Annotated in this window: 20 protein-coding genes; 15 read left to right on the forward strand and 5 right to left on the reverse strand. The window is 39.4% G+C overall.

The genetic code is table 11. From position 1 onward, the window contains the following. Positions 1-38: 38 nt before the first annotated feature. The 6 genes from H5161_RS14545 to rlmB all read left to right on the forward strand — a co-directional run bounded on the left by H5161_RS14545 (position 39) and on the right by rlmB (position 6,178). A complete protein-coding gene (locus H5161_RS14545) occupies positions 39-209 on the forward strand; it encodes a hypothetical protein (RefSeq protein ID WP_182769554.1) in 171 nt (56 codons plus the stop codon). Next, a complete protein-coding gene (locus H5161_RS14550) occupies positions 206-1,306 on the forward strand; it encodes a sensor histidine kinase (RefSeq protein WP_182769555.1) in 1,101 nt (366 codons plus the stop codon). The genes H5161_RS14545 and H5161_RS14550 overlap by 4 nt, the downstream gene beginning before the upstream one ends. Beyond that, complete coding sequence (locus H5161_RS14555) at positions 1,306-1,920, forward strand: DNA-binding response regulator (RefSeq protein ID WP_024599310.1); 615 nt, start codon at positions 1,306-1,308, stop codon at positions 1,918-1,920. Before H5161_RS14550 ends, H5161_RS14555 begins: the two co-directional genes overlap by 1 nt. Positions 1,921-2,018: 98 nt before the next feature. Next, positions 2,019-2,753, forward strand: a complete 735-nt coding sequence (locus H5161_RS14560) for an enoyl-CoA hydratase/isomerase family protein (protein ID WP_182736221.1) — start codon at positions 2,019-2,021, stop codon at positions 2,751-2,753. A gap of 189 nt (positions 2,754-2,942) precedes the next feature. Continuing rightward, entirely contained in the window at positions 2,943-5,438 is a 2,496-nt protein-coding gene (gene rnr / locus H5161_RS14565; RefSeq protein WP_058154169.1) for a ribonuclease R, read from the forward strand. After that, on the forward strand, positions 5,435-6,178 hold the full coding sequence (rlmB, locus tag H5161_RS14570) for a 23S rRNA (guanosine(2251)-2'-O)-methyltransferase RlmB (RefSeq protein WP_002958023.1): 744 nt from the start codon (positions 5,435-5,437) through the stop codon (positions 6,176-6,178). The genes rnr and rlmB overlap by 4 nt, the downstream gene beginning before the upstream one ends. A 219-nt stretch (positions 6,179-6,397) precedes the next feature. Here the strand turns inward: rlmB and H5161_RS14575 are convergent, their stop codons facing one another. Both H5161_RS14575 and H5161_RS14580 read right to left on the reverse strand, forming a co-directional pair. After that, positions 6,398-8,554 carry a TonB-dependent receptor domain-containing protein gene (locus H5161_RS14575; RefSeq protein ID WP_182747586.1) on the reverse strand — a complete coding sequence of 719 codons (2,157 nt, stop codon included), beginning with the start codon at positions 8,552-8,554 and terminating at the stop codon, positions 6,398-6,400. A gap of 212 nt (positions 8,555-8,766) precedes the next feature. Then, on the reverse strand, positions 8,767-9,612 hold the full coding sequence (locus tag H5161_RS14580) for a LysR family transcriptional regulator (protein WP_002958025.1): 846 nt from the start codon (positions 9,610-9,612) through the stop codon (positions 8,767-8,769). A 126-nt stretch (positions 9,613-9,738) separates the two neighbouring features. Here H5161_RS14580 and H5161_RS14585 point away from each other — a divergent pair, with 126 nt between their 5' ends. From H5161_RS14585 to H5161_RS14610, 6 genes are all read left to right on the forward strand, one after another. Further along, entirely contained in the window at positions 9,739-10,338 is a 600-nt protein-coding gene (locus tag H5161_RS14585) for a hypothetical protein (RefSeq protein WP_182752437.1), read from the forward strand. A 98-nt stretch (positions 10,339-10,436) separates the two neighbouring features. Then, positions 10,437-11,519: a glycine cleavage system aminomethyltransferase GcvT gene (gene gcvT / locus H5161_RS14590; RefSeq protein WP_002958027.1), complete on the forward strand. Its 1,083-nt coding sequence runs from the start codon at positions 10,437-10,439 to the stop codon at positions 11,517-11,519. A 73-nt stretch (positions 11,520-11,592) separates the two neighbouring features. After that, the gene (gene gcvH / locus H5161_RS14595; protein ID WP_002958029.1) at positions 11,593-11,982 is read left to right on the forward strand and encodes a glycine cleavage system protein GcvH; all 390 of its coding nucleotides are present in this window, start codon (positions 11,593-11,595) and stop codon (positions 11,980-11,982) included. Positions 11,983-12,157: 175 nt separating this feature from the next. After that, positions 12,158-15,049, forward strand: a complete 2,892-nt coding sequence (gcvP, locus tag H5161_RS14600; protein WP_182769556.1) for an aminomethyl-transferring glycine dehydrogenase — start codon at positions 12,158-12,160, stop codon at positions 15,047-15,049. Between the two features lie 764 nt (positions 15,050-15,813). Beyond that, a complete protein-coding gene (locus H5161_RS14605; RefSeq protein ID WP_182769557.1) occupies positions 15,814-16,758 on the forward strand; it encodes a hypothetical protein in 945 nt (314 codons plus the stop codon). A gap of 1,023 nt (positions 16,759-17,781) precedes the next feature. Continuing rightward, positions 17,782-20,589: an NACHT domain-containing protein gene (locus tag H5161_RS14610; RefSeq protein WP_182769558.1), complete on the forward strand. Its 2,808-nt coding sequence runs from the start codon at positions 17,782-17,784 to the stop codon at positions 20,587-20,589. Between the two features lie 238 nt (positions 20,590-20,827). Here the strand turns inward: H5161_RS14610 and H5161_RS14615 are convergent, their stop codons facing one another. The 3 genes from H5161_RS14615 to H5161_RS14625 form a co-directional block, all read right to left on the reverse strand. Further along, on the reverse strand, positions 20,828-21,976 hold the full coding sequence (locus tag H5161_RS14615; protein WP_182769559.1) for a hypothetical protein: 1,149 nt from the start codon (positions 21,974-21,976) through the stop codon (positions 20,828-20,830). Positions 21,977-22,278: 302 nt separating this feature from the next. Beyond that, a complete protein-coding gene (locus tag H5161_RS14620) occupies positions 22,279-22,587 on the reverse strand; it encodes a hypothetical protein (protein WP_182769560.1) in 309 nt (102 codons plus the stop codon). Positions 22,588-22,971: 384 nt separating this feature from the next. Then, positions 22,972-23,217: a DUF4235 domain-containing protein gene (locus H5161_RS14625; RefSeq protein ID WP_002958040.1), complete on the reverse strand. Its 246-nt coding sequence runs from the start codon at positions 23,215-23,217 to the stop codon at positions 22,972-22,974. Positions 23,218-23,567: 350 nt separating this feature from the next. Between H5161_RS14625 and H5161_RS14630 the strand changes: the two genes are divergently transcribed. The 3 genes from H5161_RS14630 (at position 23,568) to sodC (ending at position 26,665) form a co-directional block, all read left to right on the forward strand. After that, a complete protein-coding gene (locus tag H5161_RS14630) occupies positions 23,568-24,800 on the forward strand; it encodes a cytochrome C (protein WP_182769561.1) in 1,233 nt (410 codons plus the stop codon). Between the two features lie 212 nt (positions 24,801-25,012). Then, positions 25,013-25,507 (forward strand): general stress protein, encoded by a 495-nt coding sequence (locus H5161_RS14635; protein ID WP_182769562.1) that lies wholly within the window; start codon positions 25,013-25,015, stop codon positions 25,505-25,507. A gap of 588 nt (positions 25,508-26,095) precedes the next feature. After that, positions 26,096-26,665, forward strand: a complete 570-nt coding sequence (sodC, locus tag H5161_RS14640) for a superoxide dismutase family protein (RefSeq protein WP_182769563.1) — start codon at positions 26,096-26,098, stop codon at positions 26,663-26,665. Positions 26,666-26,676 lie beyond the last annotated feature (11 nt).

The following is a 26,676-nucleotide window of genomic DNA, read 5'->3' on the forward strand; positions in this document are numbered from 1 at the left end:
TACGCGGGCATAGTTACCTTACTCAACAGGAGGTAATTATGAATTCTTTAATTTTAATCAGCTTAACTATTAATGAAGTGCTAGAGGCGTTAAGTTTTACTATTACGTACGCAGGTTGCTTTATGCTGGTATGCATTTTTATGTTATTTATATTTATTAATAAAAATAGTGCTATAAGTAAAAATAATATGCCAGAGGTATTAGTATGAGCTCGTTAAGCAGCTTTTCTCAACAAAGCGATAAAGGTTTTTGGAAATATGGACATTTAATTTTTACCGGCTTTTATTTACTCCCGCTAATAATTAATTTTTCGAGCTTTACAGTTAACCAAATTGTTATGTCTTTAGCCTTCTATATTGCTTTTATTCTTTTGTATGTAAAAGCAATAAACTGTAAAAGCGCAGGGGTGACTAAGTTATTTGTAGCCATGCTCTTAATTTGTTTTTGCGCTACTTTTTACACCACAGGTACGCCTACTTTATTTGGTTTCGTAGCCTATATAGCAGGCTACTCTTACAGCTACCGTCAAAGAATTTATGCTGCGATCGCAATTATATTCACGGTTTTATTAAGCACATATCTTGGAGATATAGGTAAGGTTCAATACTTTTTAGGCGTTGCTTTGATTCTATGCGCCACATTATTTAGTTACGGTATTGCAGCAAAAAGAGAAAGCTTATACAAAAAGCGCGAACAAGAAAGCGCTAACCAACTAGAGCAATTAGCAGCTATTGCAGAGCGAGAACGAATAGCTCGCGACTTGCATGATATTTTAGGTCATTCACTTTCATCTATTGCTTTAAAAGCTGAGCTTGCTAATAAATTAAACCAAGGAGAGCGCTACGCTCAAGCAAATAGCGAAATTGCACAAGTGGCCGATTTGGCAAGGCAGTTACTTAGCGATGTAAGAAGCGCCGTAAGTGATTTAAAACAGCTTAATCTTGTCAGCCAAGTAGCACAGTTAAAGCAAAGGTTAATAGAGCAAGGATTTAACGTTTCATTTAATGTGGTTTTAAATGCTCTGCCCGCTAAAGTAGAGGGTATAGCAGGCCTTATAATTAAAGAAGCAGTTACTAACTTATTACGCCATAGCAACACAAAAAATTGCGAAATAAATATAGAACAAACAGCGCAGCAGTTACTTATAACCGTAATTGACCATGGTCCGTGCAGTACATTGAATTCGGGCAATGGCCTAAATGGTATTAAAGAGCGAGCAGAGCAACTAAATGGCAGTGCAGCATTTACCTGTGGCGATAATTTTACTTTAAAAGTAGTGCTGCCAATTACAGCTAAGGATTTATAATGATCAGAGTATATTTAGTGGAAGATCAGGCGCTTGTACGCGACGCAGTAGCAGCATTGTTAGGGCTTGATTTTAATATTGAGATTATTGGGCAAGCAAGTAACGGGCAAGATGCACTTAATGCAATTGAGGCACTTGATAGTGATTTACATCCCGATATAATTTTAACCGATATAGAAATGCCAACCATGAATGGTATAGAGCTTAGCGAAAAAATAGCCGCTAAATTTCCTGCTATAAAAATGGTTATTATGACTACATTTTCTCGTGCGGGTTATATTAGGCGAGCGCTTACGACTGGCGTTAAAGGTTTTATTTTAAAAGAAGCACCAAGTGAAGAGTTAATAAATGCGCTTAAAAAAGTAATGCAGGGACAAAAGGTAATTGACCCAGAGCTTGCTATTAATGCATTAGACGACGCAGATCCACTTACCGATAAAGAACGCAAAGCCCTTAAACTTGCAAGCGATGGCCTTAAAACAAGCGACATAGCCAAGCAGTTATTTATTAGCGAAGGGACTACGCGTAACTACCTATCTGATGCCATTGCAAAATTAAACGCTACTAACCGCATAGATGCTGCGCGTATAGCTAAACAAAAAGGGTGGCTTTAATCAGTGGGTTTATAAATTATAAGCAAAGTATTACTATGATATGTAAAAGTAACGAACAGCGCTTAAAATTAGCTTAAAACGCGCTAAAAGAGGTTTTAATGGCAAATTTAATAGAACTAACAACTAAAAATAATATCGCTATACTCACCATGAATACCGCTGAAAACCGCCACAACCCAGCGTTTTTGGCTGAGTTTAATTTACACCTAGACCACATTGAAGCAGAACAAAATATTAAGTCAGTTATTTTAACGTCTTCAAGTGATAAAAACTGGTCATTGGGTATCGACCTCCAATGGATGTCTAATCCAAGTATTTTACCTGCAGCAATTTCAGACTTTATGATTCAAATAAGTGACTTATTTAAACGCATAGTTACTTTTCCTATGCCTATTATTGCTGCGTTAAACGGGCATACCTATGGTAATGGTTCTGTACTTGCGTGTGCGTGCGACTTTAGATTTATGAAATCAGACAAAGGCTTTTTTTGTTTTCCTGAAGTGGATGTAATGGTGCCATTTGTTCCGTCGATGTTTCCTATAATTAATAAGGCTATTTCGCAAACCTTCTTTAATCGTCTAGCTATGTCAGGAGAGCGGGTTGGTGCACAGCAGTTGCTAGAGAACAAAGTAGTTGAAGCTGTGTTTGCAAATAACGACGAACTACAAGCGGGTGCACTTGAGTTTGCCCAGCAATTTAATAAAAATCGTTGGATTTACGCTCAAAATAAAACACAAATGAATAAGCAGATTTTACTTACGATGAAAGAAGAAGACCCAAGCTTTATTGATAATATAAGTAAACTGCTGTGGAAAAACCTACAAAAAAAATAGTATAGGTTTTGGCATTGCTACGAGATGACTAAACACTTTGCAGTTAAGGGATCGTTAAGCCCCATTGCGCTAGATTTTTAAACTATACAGCAAGGTAAAAGTGCTTTCTTAAAAGTTTAATAGCTTTTACCTGTCTCATTATAACTATATGGGTTAAAATACCTACATAACCAACTAACAAGATAGTGAATGTCAAACCAAGATCCAAATCTCAGTCGAGAACAAGAAAAGTACGAAAACCCAGTCCCTAGTCGTGAGTTTATACTTACTCACCTTCAAGAGCGTTCAAAGCCTGCTAACTACGCGCAATTATGTGAAGAACTAGCAGTAAACGATGACGAACGCCAAATAGCATTTAAACGCCGCCTTCGCGCTATGGAGCGTGACGGACAGCTGTATTTCAATAAATTTAAATGCTACGCCCTAATTGACGAAGCCGGTTTAACCAAAGGCAAAGTAATAGGCCACAGAGACGGTTTCGGCTTTTTAGAAGTTGAAGGCGAGAGTAAAGATTGGTTTATTGCTAAGCACCAAATGAATATGGTGTTACATGGCGACATTGTACTAGCTAAAGGCACTAAACGTGGTTCTGGCTCAAAATGCGATGCACGTATTATAAAAGTGCTTACTAACGAGCGCGCGCCAATTGTTGGCCGTTACTTTGTTGAGCACGGTGTTGCTGTTGTAGTCGCTGAAGACCCGCGCATAACGCAAGATATAATGATTTTACCAGGCAACGAAAACGGTGCCCGCCATAACCAAATGGTGCAGGTTAAAATTACGCAAAACCCAAGCCGTAACATGAACGCGGTAGGTAAAGTTATAGATGTACTTGGTGAGCATTTAGCCCCAGGTATGGAAATTGAAGTTGCACTGCGCAATCACGATATTCCACATGTATGGCCAGAAGAAGTTGAAGCACAAGTTGCTCATCTAGGTGAATTTGTTGAAGAAGCTGACAAACAAGGTCGCGTAGATTTACGTGATTTACCACTTGTAACTATTGATGGCGAAGATGCACGCGACTTTGATGACGCCGTATACTGTGAACCTAAAAAATCAGGTGGCTGGCGCTTATGGGTTGCTATTGCCGATGTATCGCATTACGTAGGAATGAACACGCCGCTTAACAAAGAAGCAATTTTGCGTGGTAACTCAGTGTATTTCCCTGAGCAAGTAATTCCGATGCTACCAAAAGTGCTTTCTAACGGATTATGTTCGCTTAATCCAAAAGTAGATCGCTTATGTATGGTTGCCGAAATGACCGTGTCGAGTGCGGGTAAACTTTCCGGTTATAAGTTTTACGAAGCGATAATGAACTCGCATGCACGTTTAACTTACACCAAAGTAAATGCCATTTTACAAAACGACGAAAAACTACGCGAAGAATACTCAGCCGTTGTGCCACATTTAACTGATTTACAGCAAATGTACATGGCACTTAAAGCTGCACGCCAAGACCGTGGTGCCATAGAGTTTGAAACCCTAGAAACACGTTTTGTATTTAACGCTCAGCGTAAAATAGAATCAATAGTGCCTGTTATTCGTAACGACGCGCACAAACTCATTGAAGAATGTATGATTTTAGCCAACGTATCAGCGGCTAAAATTCTTGAAAAGCACGAAGCAAGCGCGCTTTATCGCGTGCATGACGAACCAGACCAAGAAAAACTAGGTAACTTTACTAAGTTTTTAGGCGAGTTAGGTATTGAAAGTACATTAAGCGACGAGCCAACACCAAAAGAAATAACGCAAGTATTAGCGCGACTAGGTGACCGCCCAGAAGCTGAACTTATTCAAACTATGTTACTGCGTTCAATGAAACAAGCTGTATATCAGCCAGATAACATTGGTCACTTTGGTTTAGCGTTATCGGCTTACGCGCATTTTACATCGCCAATACGTCGTTACCCAGATTTAGTAGTGCATCGTGCTATTAAAGCAGTAATAAAAGCACAAGGTCAGCAAACGTCTGGCGAATACGCTTATACCGACGATGAAGTTGATCAACTAGGTGAGCAGTGTTCTACAACAGAGCGCCGCGCCGATGATGCAACTCGCGAAGTAGCTGATTGGCTTAAATGTGAGTTTATGCAAGACCATGTAGGTGAAGAGTTTGATGGTGTTATTTCATCGGTCACCAATTTTGGTTTGTTTATTCGTTTAGACGATTTACAAATTGATGGGCTTATTCACGTTACTAATTTAGGCGACGAGTTTTTTGCGCATGATGCTGCAAAACACACCCTAATAGGTGAGCACTCTCACAAAGTTTATCGCCTTGGCGATAAGGTAACAGTTAAAGTTGCGTCGGTTAGTTTAGACGATCGCCGTATAAACTTAACGCTTAAAGGCGATGTTGCACAAGACAGATACTCACGTCGTCGTGCACCAAAAAAAGGTTCAGGTAAGTCTGAGCATGCGCCAGCAAGTGTGCGTTCGCAATTAAAAGCAGGCAAAGTACCAGGTAAAAAGTCGCACAGCGATGACAAACCAAAAGGTAAAAAAAAGCCAGCAAATAAAGATAAAGGCAAGCCTGCAAATAAGTCTGCAACAAAACCTGCAGATAAAAAAGCAGCAGACTCTGCCGTAAAGAAAAAACCAAAGAAGAAGGCCGTTAAAAAGCCTAAAAGAGCAGGCAAAAATGCCCGCAAACGTACTAGCCCAGGAGCAGACAATACGTGAGTAATGAATTAATTTTTGGCTTTCATTCTGTTGAAGCAATTTTAGAAAGCGAACCAGAGCGCTTTGTAGAAATTTACGCCCTTAAAGGTCGTGACGACAAACGCTCAACTCCGATTATTGATGAAGCACGTAAATTTGGTATTTCAGTACAGTTTATGCAGCGTAAAGCCCTTGATAGCAAATCAAAAGGTGAGCAGCATCAAGGTATTATTGCTAACGTAAAAGCAGCGCCAACGTTTAATGAAAAAGATCTTGATGCGATAATCGCTCGTGAAGACACACCGTTTTTACTTGTGCTTGATGGTATTACCGATCCGCATAACTTAGGCGCATGCCTACGTAGTGCAGACGCGGCAGGTGTTCACGCTGTGATTGTACCTAAAGATAAGTCGGCTAAGCTTAACGGTACCGCACGTAAAGTGGCCTGTGGCGCAGCCGAAACAGTACCGCTTATTCAAGTGACTAACCTTGCACGTACGCTTCGCGAAATTAAAGATGCAGGCGTATGGGTTGTAGGCACCGCTGGCGAAACTGATAACCATGTATTTGACGCAAGCTTAACGGGGCCAATGGCTATTGTTATGGGCGCAGAAGGCGAGGGCATGCGACGCTTAACGCGTGAGCATTGCGATATGCTCGTTAAAATCCCAATGGCGGGTACTGTTTCAAGCTTAAACGTATCGGTAGCCACGGGTATTTGTTTGTTTGAAGTATTACGCCAACGTAACGCAAATAACTAATATATAAAACGATAAGTTTTATGTATTAAAAAGCCGAGATTGAAATTCAATCTCGGCTTTTTTGTGTCTGTAATTTACGCTTTAACTTTGCACCAATTGTACTGAATTGATGCTCTATTAAAGCGATAGGAAAATAACTCTATAGCAAGGCAAAAATAACGAAATATAGTTGTTCTTATATGAGTTATTTTTAACGCAGCTAGAGAGTTATTTAACTCGTTAGAATGAGTATGTGTAGCCCATCTGTACAGTACGCGGCTTACCTGGCTGAATGCCACCGTTTGAACGGTTAGCAACGTATGTTTTATCAAACAAGTTATCAACGTTTAGGTATACTTTTTGATTTTCATCGATTAAGTATTTAGCGGCTAAATCCCATACTACGCGGCTATCAATTGCGTTTAAGCCCGACTGCGTTAAGTTAGCATGCGCATCAGATACGTAACGTATTTGGCTGTTAACTACAAACGCAGAAAACTCAGCACCTAACGATAACGCTACTTGGTTTTCTGGTACGTAAGGCATTGCATCGCCTTTTTCTACCGCGCCCCAAATTTCTGAATCAAAATCGTTTTTAAACTCAGAGTCTGTGTAGGTGTACGTTAATTTAACTGGGAACATAGCTGTATCAGTTGCAAACGTACGTGCTGCACTAAATTCAAAGCCTGCTACTTCTACTTCACCGTAGTTGTATTGGTCGCCAATGTTGTCGTCGCTACAACCAACCGCTGCAGTACAGTTACCGTGCATGTTGTCGTAGTCTGAGTAAAAGGCAATTACTTCACCGCTAAAGCCATCCATATTAAAGCGAGAGCCAAACTCAATGTTTACACTTTCTTCTTCTTCTTGGTCAGCATTACCAGGTGCTGCTGGTGCATACCCTTTTTGAATGCCCGCAAGTAGCGTTACGCTTTCGTTAAGTGTGTAAGTAGCACCTAGTGACGGCACTAAAATTTCAGTGTCGTTCGACACATCTTTAGTTAAACCGTTGCTGCGTGTTGGATCTGATTTAGACCACTCTTCACGAGTAATAGTAATGTCTTCATAACGAAGACCTGCACTTACTACTAAAGCGTCAATTGTCCACTCGTCTTGAATAAACAAGGTGCTTGCTTCTGCACTATCTACGCGGTTGCTATCAGAGCCCGGAACGCCTTGCTCTGTAAGCGTTAAGCTTAGGTCTTGATTAAGTGTGTATTTGTCTTCCCACTGAAAACGATCCATTTCGTCTTCGTGGTAACGTACGCCAACAGTCACATAGTGATCGCCTGCAGGAATATGTAATTCAGACTGAATACCTTTAGCTTGGTAGTCGCGGTTATTAGCTTTAACACCAATACCTTCAATGCCTTCGCTTGTTGGGTTTGCTTCAAAATCGCTGTACTGCTCAAGAGTACTTAAACCTACGCTGCTGGCTTTATACCAGTTACGATGAAAATCGTTTAAGTAAGCCGTAGCTAAAAACTCATAGCCATCACCAAAACGGTACGCGTAGTTAAGTTGGTATGCGTTGTGGCGAGTATTCATTTCATCGTTTTGCGATGCAGCATAACGACGGTAAGGACTTTCTTGATAGTCTTCGTCAGTTAAGCCCATGTATGTTTCGTCTGATGTTTCGTCAGAGTACTTAATTTTTAGCTCAAGATTATGCGCATCGTTTTGACCAAACGTATGGCCAAACTTTAATAGTAAATCTGTTTTTTCAAAGCCGGTGTTGTCATTGCCTACTGGCAGCTCTTTAAAGCCGTCTGCGCCGTAAGTAAATACTTCAATTAAACCCGCTGTGTTATTTTTTTCTTTACCAAAGTAAGCGTGGCCTTTGTAGTAACCGTCGCTACCAAGGGCTGCATCTACCATACCTTTTGAGCTATTTGGCTCAGTTGGTAAGCTGCGCGAAAGTAAGTTTAAAACACCACCTGTAGTACGCGGGCCGTACTTAACTGAGGCTGCGCCTTTTAATACTTCAATAGATTCCATACGACCCATAGTAGGGAAGTAGTATGCAGAAGGTGCTGAATATGGTGCTGGTGCAACTAATACACCGTCTTCCATTACTGATATTTTATCGTTACGGCCAGTACCTGTACCGCGCATACCAATATTAGGACGAAGGCCATAACCGTCTTCTTCTTGCACGTAAACGCCCGGAACAGACGCTAAAACGCGAGAAATATCGGTAAACTGGAATTTCTGCAGATCTTCTTCAGAAATAAACGTAGCTGAACCAGGAATATCGTTAATTGCCTGCTGAGAGCCAATAACAGTAATTTGTTCAAAGCGTTGTTCTTTATTGCTGGTGTCTTTTGCTATTGCAGTAGCACTAAAAGACAAAGCAACCGCAGTTGCCAAAGTAGATACTAAAAACTTAGGGTTCATTGTGTTCCTAATCATGTCAATTATCTTAATTGGCGCAATTTGAACACGTTAACGAATACGAATCAATGTTATTAACTATTTAATTATTCAGTTTAATAGAACTAAAAATACCTGCTTATGCAACTTAATTAACTAAATTGTTTCTTTTGTATTGTTTTGTAATTGTTTTACTAACTATAAAGGCTGAACGAATTATATGTGCTACGTAAGCGCTAGCCCAAGCGTAGAGCTATAAATTCAGCGAGTTTATCTACCGCATTTTCCGACTCACCCGAACTTTTAACCAAGCTAATACCAATATTACCAAGAGCTGGTAAATGCTTGGTTTGAACCTGATAGTTAAGCTCACTCGGTACTGTACTTTTGGCAAGTACCGTAATACCTAAGCCTTCTTTTAATGCAGCAATAAGGCCGGTTAAATCGGCGTTGCTATAAACTATTCGGTATTTAATGCCTGCACTTTTTAATGCATCAGTAGCACGGCGACGATAAATACATCCCTCTGGTGCGGTAACTAGGGTAACCACCTCATTATGCGCAAGTGACAGGTCGCCCACCCACACTAGTTCGTCTTGCATAAAAATAGGAAACTTATCAGAGTTGAGTCGCTCATTTAGCGCAAGTACTAAATCAAACTGATCTTGGCGAGAAGCCGAAAGCAAATGCTTACTTAAACGCGACTTAACCTCTAACGACACCTCAGGGTAGAGCGCCACAAAGTCGCCAATAATTGAGGGTAAAATACGCGCTGCAAATTCGCTCGGAATACCCAAGCGCACTTTACCTGCAATGTTTTCTGAGGTGAACTGCTGCAAAATAGCATCGTTGTGTTGCATCATTTGTTTTGCCATAGGCAATAATAGCTCGCCGTACTGGTTTAATACTTGGCGCTGCCCTTGTTTTTTAAATAGTTTATAGCCAAGCACGTCTTCTAAGCGCTTGATTTGCAAACTTACAGCAGGTTGCGACAGGCCAAGTAAATCGCCTGCTTTAGCAAAGCCACCTATTTCAACTACCATTACAAAAGTACGTAAACCGTCTGTTGATATGTTTTTCATATTTAAAATTACAATTTATATAGCCATATATATAAGTATTATTTATCAATTGATAAATAATTACAATTTGTTGTTGATAGACGTGGGCAATATACTTTTGTAATCGAAAATACACAGGTGTTTGTTATGACTTTTAACCCAATAATGTTTGCCCGCCACAGCAACGCAAGTAGTGCGGTTACTAACGCTTTGCAAACTAACAACAATCACGTTGTAATGGATTTTAGCGGAACCGAAACCAGTGTATTTTTAAGCACTATTTTAGGCCTTGATTTAACTAAGCTTACCGCCAGCGGTTTAGGCTTAAAAGGCACGCTTGATGGCGACTATAATTCTGACTACAGTTTTGCAGTTTATTACTTTAGCGAAACCGCCTTTAGATTCGTACTACCACACAACGCAAGCCTTCAACTACAAGCGCTTATAAACGAGCAGCAATTACGTTTTGATATTGATTATGTAGTACGCACCGACCTAGCAAGCTTTATTTTAAGTGGCGACAGCGCATTTGATACCCTAGTTAATGCTTTTAAATTAACACCAGGTTTGCGCCTTTCTGACGCGCAACTTTGCTACGGTGCACAAAGCGGTGATGTATTTATTACCGCCATTGATAAAAACGACGAACAACACTTTGTATTAGTAGCTAAACAACAAGAATTACAAAAATGGCAAAGCTACATGCAAGCGCAAGGCTTTGCACTTATGCATAGTGAAGCCGCATAACGAATAAAAACAACAGGCGAGCATAACAATGTTTACCTGTTTTTATATCTATTTAAGCCACGCCCTAAACAGGGTTAATTTAAACGTGAAGGAATGTTATGACTTCTAAAACTGTACTACATGCTAAGCACCTAGAAGCGGGCGCAAAAATGGTTGATTTTCATGGCTGGGAAATGCCAATCAACTACGGCTCACAAATAGAAGAACACAATAGCGTACGTACCGACGCAGGTATGTTTGACGTATCACACATGACTATTGTTGATATTGAAGGGCCTCAAGCAAAAGCATTTTTACGTAAGCTAGTAGCTAACGACGTTGCAAAATTAACCGTACCAGGCAAAGCGCTTTACACAGGCATGCTTAACGAGCAAGGCGGTGTAATAGACGACTTAATTATTTATTTCTTTAGTGAAACGTTTTACCGCCTAGTTGTTAACTCAGCAACGCGCGAAAAAGACCTAGCGCATTTAGCTAACGTATCGAGCGACTTTGACGTAACTGTTACAGAGCGCCCAGAGTTTGCAATGATTGCAGTGCAAGGGCCTAACGCTAAAGCAAAAACAGCTACTCTTTTAAATGCTGAGCAACAAGCCGCTGTTGAAGGTATGAAGCCGTTTTTTGGTGTTCAAGTAGGTGATTTATTTATTGCCACAACGGGTTATACTGGCGAAGACGGTTACGAAATAGTAGTACCGAACGACCAAGCAGCCGATTTATGGCAACAACTGCTAGACGCAGGTGTTAAGCCTGCTGGTTTAGGTGCACGCGACACGCTACGTTTAGAAGCAGGTATGAACCTTTACGGCCTAGATATGGACGAAAGCGTATCACCACTTGCAGCTAACATGGCATGGACCATTGCATGGGAACCAGAAGATCGTGACTTTATTGGCCGTGACGTACTTGTTAAGCAACGCGCAGAAAAAAGCACTGACAAACTAGTTGGCTTAGTGTTTGAAGAAAAAGGCGTTTTGCGTAGCGGTTCTAAAGTAATTGTTGATGGTGGTGAAGGGGTTATTACCTCAGGTACTTTCTCACCAACACTTGGTTTTAGTGTAGCCCTTGCACGTGTACCACGTTCAACAGGCGATACAGCTCAAGTAGAAATGCGTAAAAAATTAGTAAACGTTAAAGTAGTAAAGCCTAGCTTTGTACGTAACGGTAAATCAATAATTTAAATAATTTGGTTATATCAATCAGTGTAATTACAGTGATTGATATCCTCCCAATATAAACCAAAGGACAAATAAAATGAGCAACATTCCTAGCGAGTTAAAATACGCACCTTCACACGAGTGGGTTCGTAACGAAGGCGACGGTACATTTACTGTTGGTATTTCTGAGCATGCGCAAGAGCTTCTTGGCGACATGGTATTTGTTGAATTACCAGAAGTTGGCGACGAAGTAGACGCTGGCGAAGACTGTGCAGTAGCAGAGTCAGTTAAAGCAGCATCAGACATTTACGCACCTATCAGTGGCGAAATTGTTGCTATTAACGAAGAACTTGAAGACTCACCTGAAACAGTAAACAACGACGCTTACGGCGACGGTTGGTTATTCCGTATTAAAGCATCTGACGAGTCTGAGCTAGACAACTTATTAGACGCTGAAGGTTACTCGCACACTATCGACGAAGAATAATTATTCTTTGTAGATAACTAAAAGCCCCGTGTGTTTTATTTAGATATCGGGGCTTTTATGATTTTACAGTTAACTTTTCCATACAAAGTAAGCTGTTAAATTATAAGAATTTTAAGTTATTGCTGTTTACCCATCAGCAGTAGCCACATTTTTTGGATCATAGGAATCTGGACACATGTCAAACGCCAAATCTCTTGAAGAACTAGAGCAAAAGCAAGATTTTATTCGCCGCCATATTGGGCCAAGCCCAGCACAAGTAAGCGATATGCTAAGTGCTTTAGAAGTATCGAGTGTGCAAGAGCTCATTGACCAAACTGTACCGGCTAGCATTCGTCTAGAACAACCGCTAACAGTTGGACAAAGCCGTACTGAAGTTGAAACACTAAGCTACTTAAAATCAGTAGCAAGCAAAAATAAAGTTTTCAAATCGTACATTGGCCAAGGCTACCACCCAACTAACGTACCGCACGTAATTTTACGTAACGTACTAGAAAATCCAGGTTGGTATACAGCGTACACACCGTATCAGCCAGAGATTGCTCAAGGGCGTTTAGAATCATTATTAAACTTCCAAACTATGACCCTAGATTTAACCGGTCTTGATTTAGCAAGCGCATCACTACTTGACGAATCAACAGCCGCTGCAGAGGCTATGGGCCTTGCAAAACGCGTATCAAAAGCTAAAAAAGCCAATGCATTTTTTATTGCCGACGACGTACACACACAAACAATCGACGTAGTAACAACGCGTGCCGAGCAGTTTGGTTTTGAAATAATTGTAGGTAAAGCAGAAGATGCCGTAAACCACGACATATTTGGCGCATTGTTCCAATACCCAACTACATCAGGCGAAGTGGTAGACATAACTGACCTAATTGCTGGCGTACAAAGCAAAAAGGCCATTGCCTGTGTTGCTGCCGACATAATGAGTTTATTACTGTTAAAAGCGCCGGGTAAACTAGGCGCAGACGTAGTACTTGGTTCGGCTCAGCGTTTTGGCGTACCTATGGGTTACGGCGGTCCACACGCTGCATTTTTTGCAACACGTGACGCATACAAACGTTCATTACCAGGTCGTATTATTGGTGTATCTAAAGACCGTTTAGGTAACGACGCACTACGTATGGCAATGCAAACGCGCGAACAACACATTCGCCGCGACAAGGCCAACTCAAACATTTGTACAGCACAAGTATTACTTGCCAACATGGCAGCGTTTTACGCGGTGTACCACGGCCCACAAGGCTTAAAAACTATCGCGCAGCGTATACATCGCTTTGCTGATATTTTAGCAAGTGGCCTTAAAGCTAAAGGCATCGCACTTAAGCACAGCACTTGGTTTGATACCCTTACAGTAGTAAGCGACAACAAAGATCACGTAATAGCGCGTGCAATTGCAAAAGGCGTAAACTTTGCAACAAACCACGAAGGCGAGTACTCAATTTCGGTATCAGAGACTACAACACGTGCCGATGTAGCTGAGTTATTCGATATTATTTTAGGCGAAGGCCATGGCCTAAGTGTTGACGCTATTGCAGCCGACGTGGAAGCAAATGGCAGCGAGTCTATCCCTGCAAGTTTAGTACGTGACGACGAAGTACTAACGCATCCAAACTTTAACAGCTACCACAGCGAAACAGACATGCTTCGCTACATTAAGCGACTAGAAAGCAAAGACTTATCGCTTAATCACTCAATGATCTCGTTAGGCTCATGTACCATGAAACTAAACGCGACTGCTGAGATGATCCCAATTACGTGGCCTGAGTTTGCAAACCTTCACCCATTCTGCCCGCTAGATCAAGCAGAGGGTTACCAAATAATGATTGGCGAGCTACACGACTGGCTAGTAAACATTACCGGTTACGATGCAGTATCACTTCAGCCAAACTCTGGCGCGCAAGGTGAATACGCAGGCTTAATCGCGATTCGTAAATACCACGAGTCACGCGGGGATGCACACCGTAATGTATGTTTAATCCCAAGCTCTGCGCACGGTACTAACCCTGCATCAGCGCAAATGGCGAGCATGAAAATTGTGGTAGTTAACTGCGACAAAAACGGTAACGTAGACATGGCAGACCTTAAAGCAAAAGCTGAGGAAGTGTCTGAAAACTTATCGTGCATCATGATCACATACCCGTCTACGCATGGCGTATATGAAGAAACAATTCGCGAAATTTGTGACATTATTCATGAGCACGGCGGCCAAGTTTACATGGACGGCGCAAACATGAACGCGCAAGTTGGCGTAACAAGCCCAGGCTTTATTGGCTCAGACGTATCGCACTTAAACTTGCATAAAACGTTTTGTATTCCACATGGTGGCGGTGGTCCAGGTGTTGGCCCAATTGGTGTTAAATCGCACCTTGCGCCGTTTATGCCAAACCACAGCGTAATTAACGTACCAGGTACTAACATCGGTAACGGTGCGGTATCGGCAGCGCCTTACGGTTCAGCCGCTATTTTACCTATTTCATGGGCTTACATTACCATGATGGGTTCAGAGGGCTTAAAACAAGCCACTGAAATGGCAATTGTTAATGCTAACTACTTAACGCATGAGCTAAGCAAGCACTTCCCAATTTTATACCGTGGTCGTAACAACCGTGTTGCTCACGAATGTATTGTTGACCTGCGCCCGCTTAAAGAGCAATCAGGCATTACTGAAATGGACGTAGCTAAGCGCTTGCAAGACTACGGTTTCCATTCACCAACTATGTCGTTCCCAGTAGCTGGCACATTAATGATTGAGCCAACTGAGTCTGAATCAAAAGGTGAGATTGACCGCTTTATCGAAGCAATGGTGTCAATTAAAGGCGAAATTGAAAAAGTAATCTCTGGCGAATGGTCAATCGAAAACAACCCGCTAGTGTTTGCACCGCATACACAAGGCGATGTGTTAGGTAACGAATGGGACCGCGCGTACGACCGTTTTTACGCTGCATTCCCAGTGCCTGCAGTGGCTAAAAACAAGTTTTGGCCAACCGTTACACGTATTGATGACGTATACGGCGACCGTAACTTAGTATGTTCATGCCCTGCGGTTGAGACATATAGAGATTGATAATTTTTAAAATTTCCAATTAAAGATTGGGAATTTATAAAATTGAAAAAGCCGTTGCAGCAATGTAGCGGCTTTTTTATGTGGGGATTCGCTATAAATAATATGGGCGTAGGTTGGGTAGAGTGAAACGAAACCCAACAAATCACAAATATACTTACTCGCTCAAAAGCCAAGAGTATGTGTTATTTCTTGTAGGCGTTTAGCTTGCTGACGCGCGGGCGGTAGCTCGAATAAGTATTTGAATAGGTGTTTGAGGTTATAGTCACCGATAATGTGAATGCCTTTCGCGCTTTTTAAAGATTAGAAACCTTATTCAAGGTTTTGTCGCGCTGGCGACGGCAGCCAAAGAGGGGCTGCCGCTGGTCCCTCTCTGGACACTCTCAGCGCCACCCGAGCATCACGCTTAATCCTTCAAACCACAATTGATGTGAACGTAAACGGCGAAGATAGGCCATCCATGGCCTAGTTTCGCCTTATCGCGCATCCATGCGCGACATTACTCATCAATTGCTTATTTTCAGGGCGTGATGACGGGGAAGGGTGTTAAACGTGAGATTGCTGTTTGGTCTTGGCAAGAAACAAGACCTGATCCTCTGTATTCTTATACTCTTTAATGGGCAATCAAAAAATGCAATAGGCTCAAGTTTAAAAAGTTTTCTATTTTAACCTCTTGATTTTTATCGGTTAATGTGAAGTGTCCCTTAACTTTTTGCTGTTTTTAAAGTATATTCCAACCGCAATTAATTATTATTAAGGAATTTTTAGTGCTTTTTGGAAATGTAGAGCTAAATGCTCAGTTTTTTACATTATTGATAGCTTTTCTAGCTTTGTTGTTACCATTAGGGTGGAACTTTTTGACAAGGAAGGATAAGCAAAAAGAATTGGAGCAACGAAGTATTGAGTTACTCTTGGAAATTGACGATAAAAATAAGACATCAGAGTTTGCTTATATATATGCAAAGAACCATTGTTTAAGAACCGTTACTGGTTATAAAGCAAGTGTAGATTTTTTCAAAGAGTTAGATAAATTCGATGATCCAGTTAGAGCACTTGAAACCTACAGAGAATATCCTCTTCGCTTTGAAGCTTTTCCTGAAAGGCCGAAGACTAATAGCCGATTTGTTGCTGTGATTACACTTGTTGCATTTACTATTATAAGTGCTGTTTTACTGCCATTTATGAGTCAATTAACTATCGATACTTATTCAAATTTAACTTCTAGGCTTGAAGGAATAGAAAATAACCAAGAGAAAGGTTTAGAAGGAAAAATAACAATTACAAGCAAAAGCGAATGGGAAATTGATTCGACAGGCTCAACATTCAATTTGAAAAATAAGCCGGTGTTTGTTGTAAATAAAGCGAAGGGTCAAATCGGGAAAACCTCAGAAGGTGAAGATAAAAACGATAGCAACTTTTTAACATCGGGTTTTAAATTTTTAGAAGTTTCAATGTTGTTCTTAATGTTAGTAATGACATTTTTTGCTCAAATGTTCTTGTTGGTTATGATGTTTGGTTCATTCATAAAAGCATTAAATTACTTTAGTGAGGGACGGCAAAAATTTGAAACCGCAATTACGTTAAAGCCTGGGTTTAGGTTCAAAGAAATTACAGAACAAAAAGTTCAAAAGGAATTAAGTAAATTTGCAAAGTTCACTATTTGGTTTTGCGTGTCGGTGAAGTCAATAATTGATATGTACATTAAAAAGTAACTAAATGATTTCTGGAACCTATAAAAATATGAGTTTCAATCTTTATTAACGCCGTAACGGCTAAAAGTGTAGTTTTATGCTTTTTTCTTTAAACTTATGGTTGAAATAAAGTTCGTTAAAATCAGTGTTTTTAGTTTCAAACTTCATTCGAAAGTGACAAATTTAACGGGTAGTAAGTTCCAGTATAGAGTGGGATATATCAAAATTATAAAAGCCGTTGCAGCAGTGCAACGGCTTTTTTGTGCATAGTGATTCGCCATAAATTATATGGGCGTAGGTTGGATAGAGTGAAACGAAACCCAACAATTCACAAATATACTTACTCGCTCACAACCCAAGAGTATGTGTTATTTATTGTAGGCGTTTAGCTTGCTGACGCGCGGGCGATAGCCCGAATAAGTATTTGAACAGCTGCTTGAGGTTATAATCACCGATAATGTGAATGCGTTCCGTACTTTTAAATATTAGAAACCTTATTCAAGGTTTTGTCGCGCTGGCGACAGCAGCCAAAGAGGGGCTGCCGCTGACCCCTCTCTGGACACTCTCAGCGCACCCGAGCATCACGCTTAATCCTTCAATGCACAATTGATGTGAACGTAAACGCCATGAAAGCACATCCATGTGCAAGCATGGCTTTTATTTCATCCATGAAATGCATTACTCATCAATTGCTTATTTTCAGGTCGTGATGACGGTGAGGGTGTTAAACGGAAAGTTGGTATTTGGTCTTGGGAAGAAGCAAAGCTGACCTTATTAAGTTCACGGGAGAATATGCAAAAGCTAAGATATTAAATATTATAGAAATGCTACAATTCTAAAAAGTCGCCATTAATACACTGGCGATATTTCACCTGCTAAGTTTAAATAAGCGTATTATTCTGAGTTAAAATCGGTCCAGTGTAATTAGGGAAGCCCATCTAACAGTTATCCCTTTGCTCCTGTGGAACCTGACTTGGAAAGTTATTCTAAGAATTTAAATATTCATTTAATTACCTATTTAGTTCAAAAATCGGAGGGATCCATATGAATGATGGAAAAAAATTTGAGCGTGAGGTTGCTGATGCTTTCTTAGCTTTAGGCTATAAAGTTGAATTAGATGTTCAAATCGCAGGTAAACAAATAGATTTAATTGCTCGCACTAGAACTCCAGGAATATCAAATGAAACGAAGCTGTATGTCGAGTGCAAGAATTATGTTAAGTCAAATTTGAACTCGGAGGATATAGATAAGTTTTCAAATTCTTATTCTCGGGTTAAAACATCAGTACCATCATTTACAGGTGGAGTCCTAGTTACACGAAAGGCTCTGAGTCCTAAAGTAGCGAATTCTATTGTTAACGCAGAACTTTCGACAACGACACTATACGATCTTAAGAACGAATCCGTTGGAGTTTTAAGAGAGTTACGTGAATATTTATCTTCGTACAAGTCTGATAAAGAAAACGAAGTCTACATACCTTTAAAGTATTCAAAAGCAAATCAACGGCAAGACTTACTGAAATATACTAATGATTGGCTTGAAAGTGGAGAAACGCTACTAGTTTTATTAGGTGATTTTGGTACAGGTAAAAGTACTTTCTTAAAGCGATTGAAATATGAGTTAGCAAGAAATTATTTAGATGAGCAGGCGAATCTGATCCCGCTCTATATAACTTTAAAGAATTTTGATACTTATACAACCGTAGAAAGCTTTTTTGAAGCTCAGCTAAGTACAGAGTTTTCTAGAAGTATTCGATTTGAAGAGTTTGCGAAGTTATCAAAAGAAAAAAACTTTGTTGTTCTGTTGGATGGCTTCGATGAAATGGGATTACATATTGATAGTGAAAAAAGAAAAAAACACTTTGAACAGTTAGTTAATATTATAAGTAGATCGAAAAAAAGCATCCTTACCTGCAGACCCTCATATTTTTTGTCTAAATTCGAAATGACAAGTGTATTGGACTTGGTTAAATATCCCATCAACTTAGATTCTAAAAAGTACAAAAAAAACATTAGGGAAGAGTACAATGATTTTGCTAAAAGCGTCTTTTCAGCGATTTCTAATGAAAAAGAATATACAGCAAGAGATTATTATTCTGTGCTAAATTTGTCGGGTTTTTCTGCTGAAGATATTGATGAATATTTGAATAAATTTTATTCAAATGAAAGTTGCGATTTCGTAATCGAAATACGAAATCGGATTAGAAATACTTATGATTTGGAAGATTTAGCTAAAAGACCTATTTTATTATTTTTAATTGCAACCTCATTGCCCAATCTTTCTAATGATAAAGAGGCCACACCGTCACTTATATACTTTGTTTATACCAGCGCATGGATGAAAAGAGATGAAGATAAAGGTGAATTTAGAAAGTTAATAACTCAAGAAAATAAAAGAGATTTCGTATGTAACTTAGCTTGGAATATGTACGAAAATAACGTACTTGAATTAAGTTATCTTGAATTGCCTCAAGTTGTTCAGGATTATTTTTCAGATGAAGAGAGTGCATTCGAATACTTTGTAACTCATATTCAATCATGTGCGTTTTTAAACCGAGATGAAAGCAATGTCTTCAGGTTTGCCCATAAATCCTTTATGGAGTTTTTCGCGGCTTTGCATCTTGCGAACTTTATTAGTAAAGAGCGCGATTTTAGTTTGTTAGAAAATCTTAAGTTATCTAAAGAAGTTGGTTTTTTCTTAGGCGACATGTGTTACACCCAACCTGAGCTTCTAAATTTGGTAGAAGAAAAATTTACAAGTGCAATTAAGAGTAGTTCAGCAGCCTCTGAAACATTAAAATCTAACATGTTATCAATTTATTCAAAGTCCAGAAAGCCATTCCCTAAGCATAAAATATACGATTTAAAATTTAGCGATTTGGATTTTTTGAAAAATACATTTAGTAATTCAATGTATGGATGTACTTTCACGAAATCAATCTTTAAAGAATGCGCATTTAAACAATTAGAGTTTATTAAACTTAGCTCTATTTCTTCCACCATAAAAAAGAATTCTAGCTTAAAGAATGTATCTATCGCATTTTCTGAAGAAGATAATGTATTAGATATAGAGGATAGCAAACTGCATAGTGTTGATGTTCAAGGAAGTGCAACCTTAACAATAAAAAACTGCAAAATATATGAGTCAAAATTTTCACAAATAAAACAACTGAATATTATTGGGACTGATATATCAAAATCACAGTTTGACACGTCAAAAATAGAAGGCGAGCATAAAGTAAGTTCACTTAAATCTTGTGTGCTTTTTAATTCTTCATACAAGGTAGTTGGAAAGCGTAAGACCTTATCTTCTGCCTTTAGGCTACAAAAAATGACTTATACTAATTGTACGTTTGTACTCTTAGATTTTTCAGTAATTAATATGGATAACTGCCTGTTTAAAAATTGTATATTTATAGGTTGTTGTTTTAGTTATCTAAAAGGTGATGTTTTTACGTCGGGAATGACTTTTGATAAATGTAAGTTCATGTTTTCAAATATCTCATTTAACTCTTGGTTTGAAGCTGAAAGTAACTATTTAGAGGTTAGGAAGTCGGAATATTATGAAGAGCTTTCTGATTTACGAAAACTCATTAGTATGAATAAAGCAAATAAAGAGAAATATAGTAGTATTTACAAAGAGAAAGAAGAGAAACCACCTAAGCTACCACCTGAGCCAAAAATATTATCGGATAGATTTATAACCAACCTAGAAGTGTGTATAGAAGCTAAAAGAACCGACTTGATCGTAGACGAAAAGTCTTTACCGTATAGCGAATGTATAACTAAAGACGTTAATTGGATTGAATGCGGTAACAATTTGTTTAATGTTTTTCTGAAGTATTTAAAGTAAAAGCTCAAAGAAGCCACCCATTAGAAAAAATAGGTAGAGTCCGATTTTTCTTTTTGCCTTTTGTGATTAATGAAAAATGCAAAACCAGCCGCTAGTAACTTTGTTTAAAAAAGAATTTGATAAAGAAGCAAAAAAGAGTATTTCTTCACCCAACGACCTAAAAAGCTGATTTTCAGTTGGTTATAAAAAAGGGCAATGTTATTGCCCTTTATTATGCGCTTAAACTAGTTGTTATAAACTATAGCGCGACTAAGCTTTGCTCTAGCATTGCCTTTATTTGTTTTACTATTTTAGCTTCTGTTTCAGGTTCAAATTGTTGTATACGTGGGGTATGAATATGCCCTGTAGGTATACTTGAATTAAGCGCATCGCGCAGGCGAATACTTCGGTACGATATTTCGTTAGACAGGTAACCACCGCCGCCGCCATTTACCGCAATACTATTTTTTAGATCGCCGTACGAACCCGCTTTATAGGTTTTTTCAAGCGTGGTGACTTCGTGATTGTCGATAACTTTATAAGGGCCTTTGGCTTGTTGCATGTAAGTTACAGGCAAGCTAAATTTTACAAACTCGTTGCCCGGTAGCGGTCGGCCATTAAGTTTTGGTATTACTGGGTTTGTTTGCGTTCCACCATACACAATATTGGCATTATCGGGGGCGGTTACACTGCGACGTTTACCCGGGAAGTGCTCTAAATCAAATTCTGTTCTGCCCATACTTACGGTTACTACCATGTCTACATTATTAAGTGAGTAGTAGGGGGCAAGTAGCGACTCTATTATACCTTGATCAAAGTCTTCGTAGCGTACAGGCACCATAACGGTGTTAATTTCTGCGCTTATGCCGTTGTAATTAATAACTTGGCCGTCGAGTAATAACGCCGCAACACCTGAGGGGTTACTTTGGTTTATGTTTTTATCGAGTAAAAAAGGGTCAAAGCCTGTTAGTAATATTTTTTTAGTGCTGCCTGATGAAAAAGTAAGATCGGTACGTCCTCTGCTGCCTTCTTCAAGTAGGGTTAGTAAAGTATTTAGTTGAGCCTGCGTAATTGAGAATTTAGGTGAAGTTGTGCGTATTACTTTGCTTGAAAGCAGGCGTGCCCAGTAAAGCTCTCGGTCGTCGTAGTTATTGGTTTTTATTATGCGTTGTTTGGCGTTTTCCCATAGTTCAAAGCTAAAGCTTTGTACTAATGCTTTTGCACTTTTAAAGTCGTTTAATTCTTTAAATTGTTGCTCAAAACTTGATACTTGTGGGGTAAATGCTTTTAAAACATTTGGCATTGCTGATTGGGCTTTGTTGATACGCTGTTCTTCAACAGTTAAAGGATTACTTAAAGCAGCGAATGAAGAGGCAATTAAGCTGGTCGCTAATAATACTTTGATCATAATATTCCTAATATAAGGCTATTTTTTATGTGTAATTTACTATCCTATTATTACTAACTTAGGGCAACCGATTAACGTTGAATCGACTGAAATTTGCTTTTGCCGTGCATTAGTATTGTTTAACGGCCAATTAGTATCATCGGCTAATAAAAATCCCTAAGTCAAAAATTGATCTTTATAGGTTCTACTTTAAGTTCTAATAAAAGTAAAAAGCCGTTACAGCAATGCAACGGCTTTTCATTATGGTTTTATGCGCTTCGACGATACGAGCGAAAGGCTTTATAGTCCTTTAAAACCCTCTATTAATCATCTGGCCCTTTTAAGGTAAACACTAAATGTTTACGCATATCCTTTAAAATCACGCCTTTTTTAAGCATTGCGCCGCTTAAGCGTTTTTGCCATTTTAATAAATCTGGCTCTGCGGCTGCTAAGGCTTGCTCGTTTTCAAACTGAAAACACAGCAGTAGTGAACTTGGAAATAAGTGATATTCCACATCAAACCAGCATTGCAACATACCAGGAAGCTCAGCGCGGCCTTGCTCTTCTAATTTTTCAGCAGTATTAATTACAAGCGCTTGCTGTTTTATTTGCACTGCAGAGAGTTTTTTCATTATTAAAATCCAAGTTAGCGGCTAAAAAATGCAGCCGGAATGTGGGCATTATACGCAAGCTTGTAGGCAGGCAACAACTTTGAAAGGGAGTTAATGTCCAATAGAGTGTATCTGCTTAAAATAAAGGGTCATATTGCAAGGCACCTCCAGTTTTTCAATCTATGTAGGTCGGATAAGTTGCGCAGCCGCGCCATCGGACTTTTTAAGTTTCATCACTTAACCCCGATTTGGGTACTAATATATTTTTTAGCTCAATAGTTAAGTAACCTTAACCTAGGCTTTTGCCAAGTTGCTTGCGACAATTGGGGAGTGGTTGTCGCAAGGCGCCTTTAGCGCCTCACCACATTACGCTTAATACTTATAATAGGTATTAATTGGGTAGGTTTATTTGGAGCGGCGCTTGTCTAGTACGTAGCGTACGGCCATTCTTGCAACACCCGCACCAATACCTGAGACTACTGCCCATGTAACGGCCTCTTTAAGATCTGTTTCTTCGCTTGGTCTATCTTTTGGAGCTGGTTCGTTGGTAACCTTTTCCCACGATTTTTGTAAAGTTTTCCTTGTTAACATACCTGCTGATGCAGCGGCGAGACCTATACCTATTGTCGTAATTAGTTGTTTATTACTCATAATGTTCTCCTTTTTATAAATAACGGCAGCGTTATTTATGTATAACTCTTTAAGTAAGAATATTAATAACAGCAATTTATGTACCGATAGGCTGAGGCGCTTTTAAATTAGGGCGTTCTTGTTTTATGCAAATTAGTCGTTTAAAACCACACTCACATCACACTTTCACCACATTTACACACAAGCTAAATAACCATTGTAGAGCGTGCGCAACTCTGCTCAAAATCTTCTTTTTAGATATTAACTCTGCAATTTAACTTACTTTCTAGCCGGCTTATCGCTCTCATTGCTGTACAGATAGTAAACACTTTCACCCTATGCTTTAATATTAAAAAACAAGGGAGGGCGTTATGAGTAAAAATCGATTTTTATTTAATAAATACGTTTTGGTAATGGCTGTGTCGGGCACTTTGTTTGCACCGCTATCTGTTTATGGCAAGGATGAGGGGCCAGTAGTTGAGCAGCTTTGTGCTAGTTGCCATAGTTTAACCAATCTTGAGCGCAGTGCGGGTTATAGCCAGCAGGACTGGCAAACATTAATAAGCTATATGGTTGATACGGGCGAGGGTACTGCGCTTAGTAAAGATATAAGCGCTTACTTAGCTGATCATTATCCTGTTAATACCAAGCGCGAATCTAAGGTTGTTACGGGCGATTTAAAGCTTAGCTTTAAGTACTGGCAAGTGCCTACTCTTGGGCAGCGCGCTCGCGATCCGGTACAAGGTAAAAACGGACTTATTTGGTGGGTTGGCCAGTGGGGTAATATTTTAGGCAGGTTAGACCCTAAAACCGGCGATATGAAAGAGTACACACTGCCAAGTGGTACCTATGCGCACAGTGTGTCGCTTGATAAAAATCAAACTCCTTGGTTTTTAGGTAATAAAAATGGCACGGTTGGATATTTAGATTTAAAAACCGAAAAATTTAAAGTGTATAAAATGCCCGATAAAAACGCCCGCGACCCGCATACTGGTGTATTTGATGAGGCCGGAATGTTTTGGTTTACCCTCCAGCATAGCAATATGATTGGCAAGCTAGACCCTACAACTGGCGATATTCAATTAGCTACTTTACCCACTAAAGGCTCACGGCCATATGGTATTAAGCTTGATTCAAAAGGCACGCCGTGGGTGTCGTGTAATGGTAGTAACTGTTTGGTTAAAGTTGATAAAAGTACCATGGAGCTTAGTGAGATTAAACTCCCAGGCGCTAAAACGCATATTAGGCGATTAGCCATTACGCCTGACGATATAGTTTTTTATGTTAACTCTGGTATGGGTAAACTTGGCCGCTATAACCCCAAAAACGGTAAAATAACGCAGTGGGATAATCCCAGTGGTGAAAACAGTCATCCGTATGCAATTGAATATGCCGATAACGCCATTTGGTTTAACGAGTCAGCCAAGCGTCCTGAAACCTTAGTAAGGTTCGACCTTAATACCGAAACTATGCAGAGCTGGCAAATTCCGAGTAAAGAAGGAGTTTACTCTGGCTTAATTAGGCATATGCGCATGGGGAATAATGGGCTGATCATTCATCAAACAGCGACCAACCAATTAGCTGAAATTACGTGGAGTAAGTAATAATTTATTTTGAGTTAAAGCTGCGTACTGCTTACTAGTAAGTTTTCTTATATTAGGTAGGAGTTTTTTACAAAGCTTAGCAATTTTTACCTTTTAAATAAGTAAATTGATACAATTATTTATGTAAGGGTTTGATTTTTATTGGTTAAATTTGTGGTTTAGGTTTTGCTTAGTAGTAAGTGTATTTTCTTAAATAAAATAAAGGAGTTATTATGAGTACCGTTATTACTGGGTTATTCGAAAGTGCATCACAAGCAACACTCGCAATTTATAGATTAGAAGCTTTAGGTATTAATGAAGCTGACATAAGCATTGTAGCCAACGACTCATACGCAAAGGAAGATTTTGCTGTAGACGAAGGTACAAAAGCGGCTGAAGGCGGCCTTGTAGGCGCGGCTTCAGGTGGTATTCTTGCTGCAATTATTGGCGGTTTTACTACAGTAGGTACTGTAGCAACAGGTGGTACGGGCTTATTAGTTGCCGGACCATTAGTCGCAGCATTTGCTGCTGGTGGCGCAGGCGCCGCAGTAGGTGGTACTTTAGGTGCTGCAATTGGTGCGTTTATTCCTGAGCACGAAATTAAGTATTATGAAGATGCCATTGAAAAGGGCTCTATATTAATTGGTGTTAAGTACGATAGTGACAACAAAAACGCTATTGAAGAAATACTTAACAATGCAGGCGCAAGTAACGTTTCTACGGCTTAACGCTAACTAATTAGTTTCAAAATTAATTAAAAAGGTGAAACTTAGTTTCACCTTTTTTTTCGTTTTTAACGGCGGAGCAATCATAAATATTAACGTAATTTTTTGTCATTAAATAAACTCCATATATAAGTAAATTGGTTTTAAACATGCTTTGATTATAGAAAAGACTTATTTAGATAGGCGCTTTTTATTACATGTCGTAAGGCCCCCCTAACAACACCAACTCTTGAGACTACCGCCTATATAATAACGGCCTTTTTAATAGCTGCCTTTTAACTTGGCTTGTCTTTTTGGACTGGATCGTTGGTAATCTTCTTTTATGAGCTTTGTAAAGTTGCCATTCTGTTTGTAAATATGCCTTGGTTTTTGCTTAACTTTTGGGTGAAAGTCAGTTTTTTAATTAATTAGCTATTTATTTAAAATTATTAAAAATTATAAATTTACTTTTTAATCAATAAATTAAAAATAAATCATACATAAATTCATGTTTACGCGCAGGGCTGGTATATACATTGAAACTACTTGTTTAATAGTCGCTTAATTTAGCGTTATTGTTTTATTAATTTGATACTAAACGAGGAGATGATGATGAATTGTTTGCAGTTTGATTCAAACGCTAAAAGATCTTTAACCCGCGTTTTAAAACCAACTTTTGCGATACTACTTACCGTTGTGTTACTACAAAATAGCGCACTGGCTAATGTAAAAGTTCAAATGCACCAAGTAACTAAGTCAGGCCAAGGGCAATCACTAGGTACTATTACACTAACAGAAAATGATAACGGCGTTGTTTTTACACCAAGTTTAAAAGGTTTAACACCGGGGCTGCATGGTTTTCATGTTCACCAATTTGCTAGTTGTGAACCCAAGAAAAAAGGCGAGAAAGTTGTGCCGGGGGGCGCCGCTGGTGGGCATTTCGATCCAAAAGCTAGCGAGCATCATGATGCTCCTTGGGGGGATGGTCATTTAGGCGATTTACCGGCGTTGTATGTAAATGAAAGTGGCCAAGCTAAATCGCCTGTTTTAGCACCAAGGCTCACGCTTGAAAAACTTAAACAACACGCAGTAATGATTCACGCAGGAAGTGACAACTATGCAGATAAGCCAAAGCCATTAGGTGGCGGTGGCAAACGTGTTGCTTGTGGCGTAATTGAGTAAATATAAGGAGA

The sequence above is a fragment of the Pseudoalteromonas sp. SG43-5 genome (assembly GCF_014164345.1).
In the GTDB taxonomy this organism is placed as follows: Bacteria; Pseudomonadota; Gammaproteobacteria; order Enterobacterales; family Alteromonadaceae; genus Pseudoalteromonas; species Pseudoalteromonas distincta.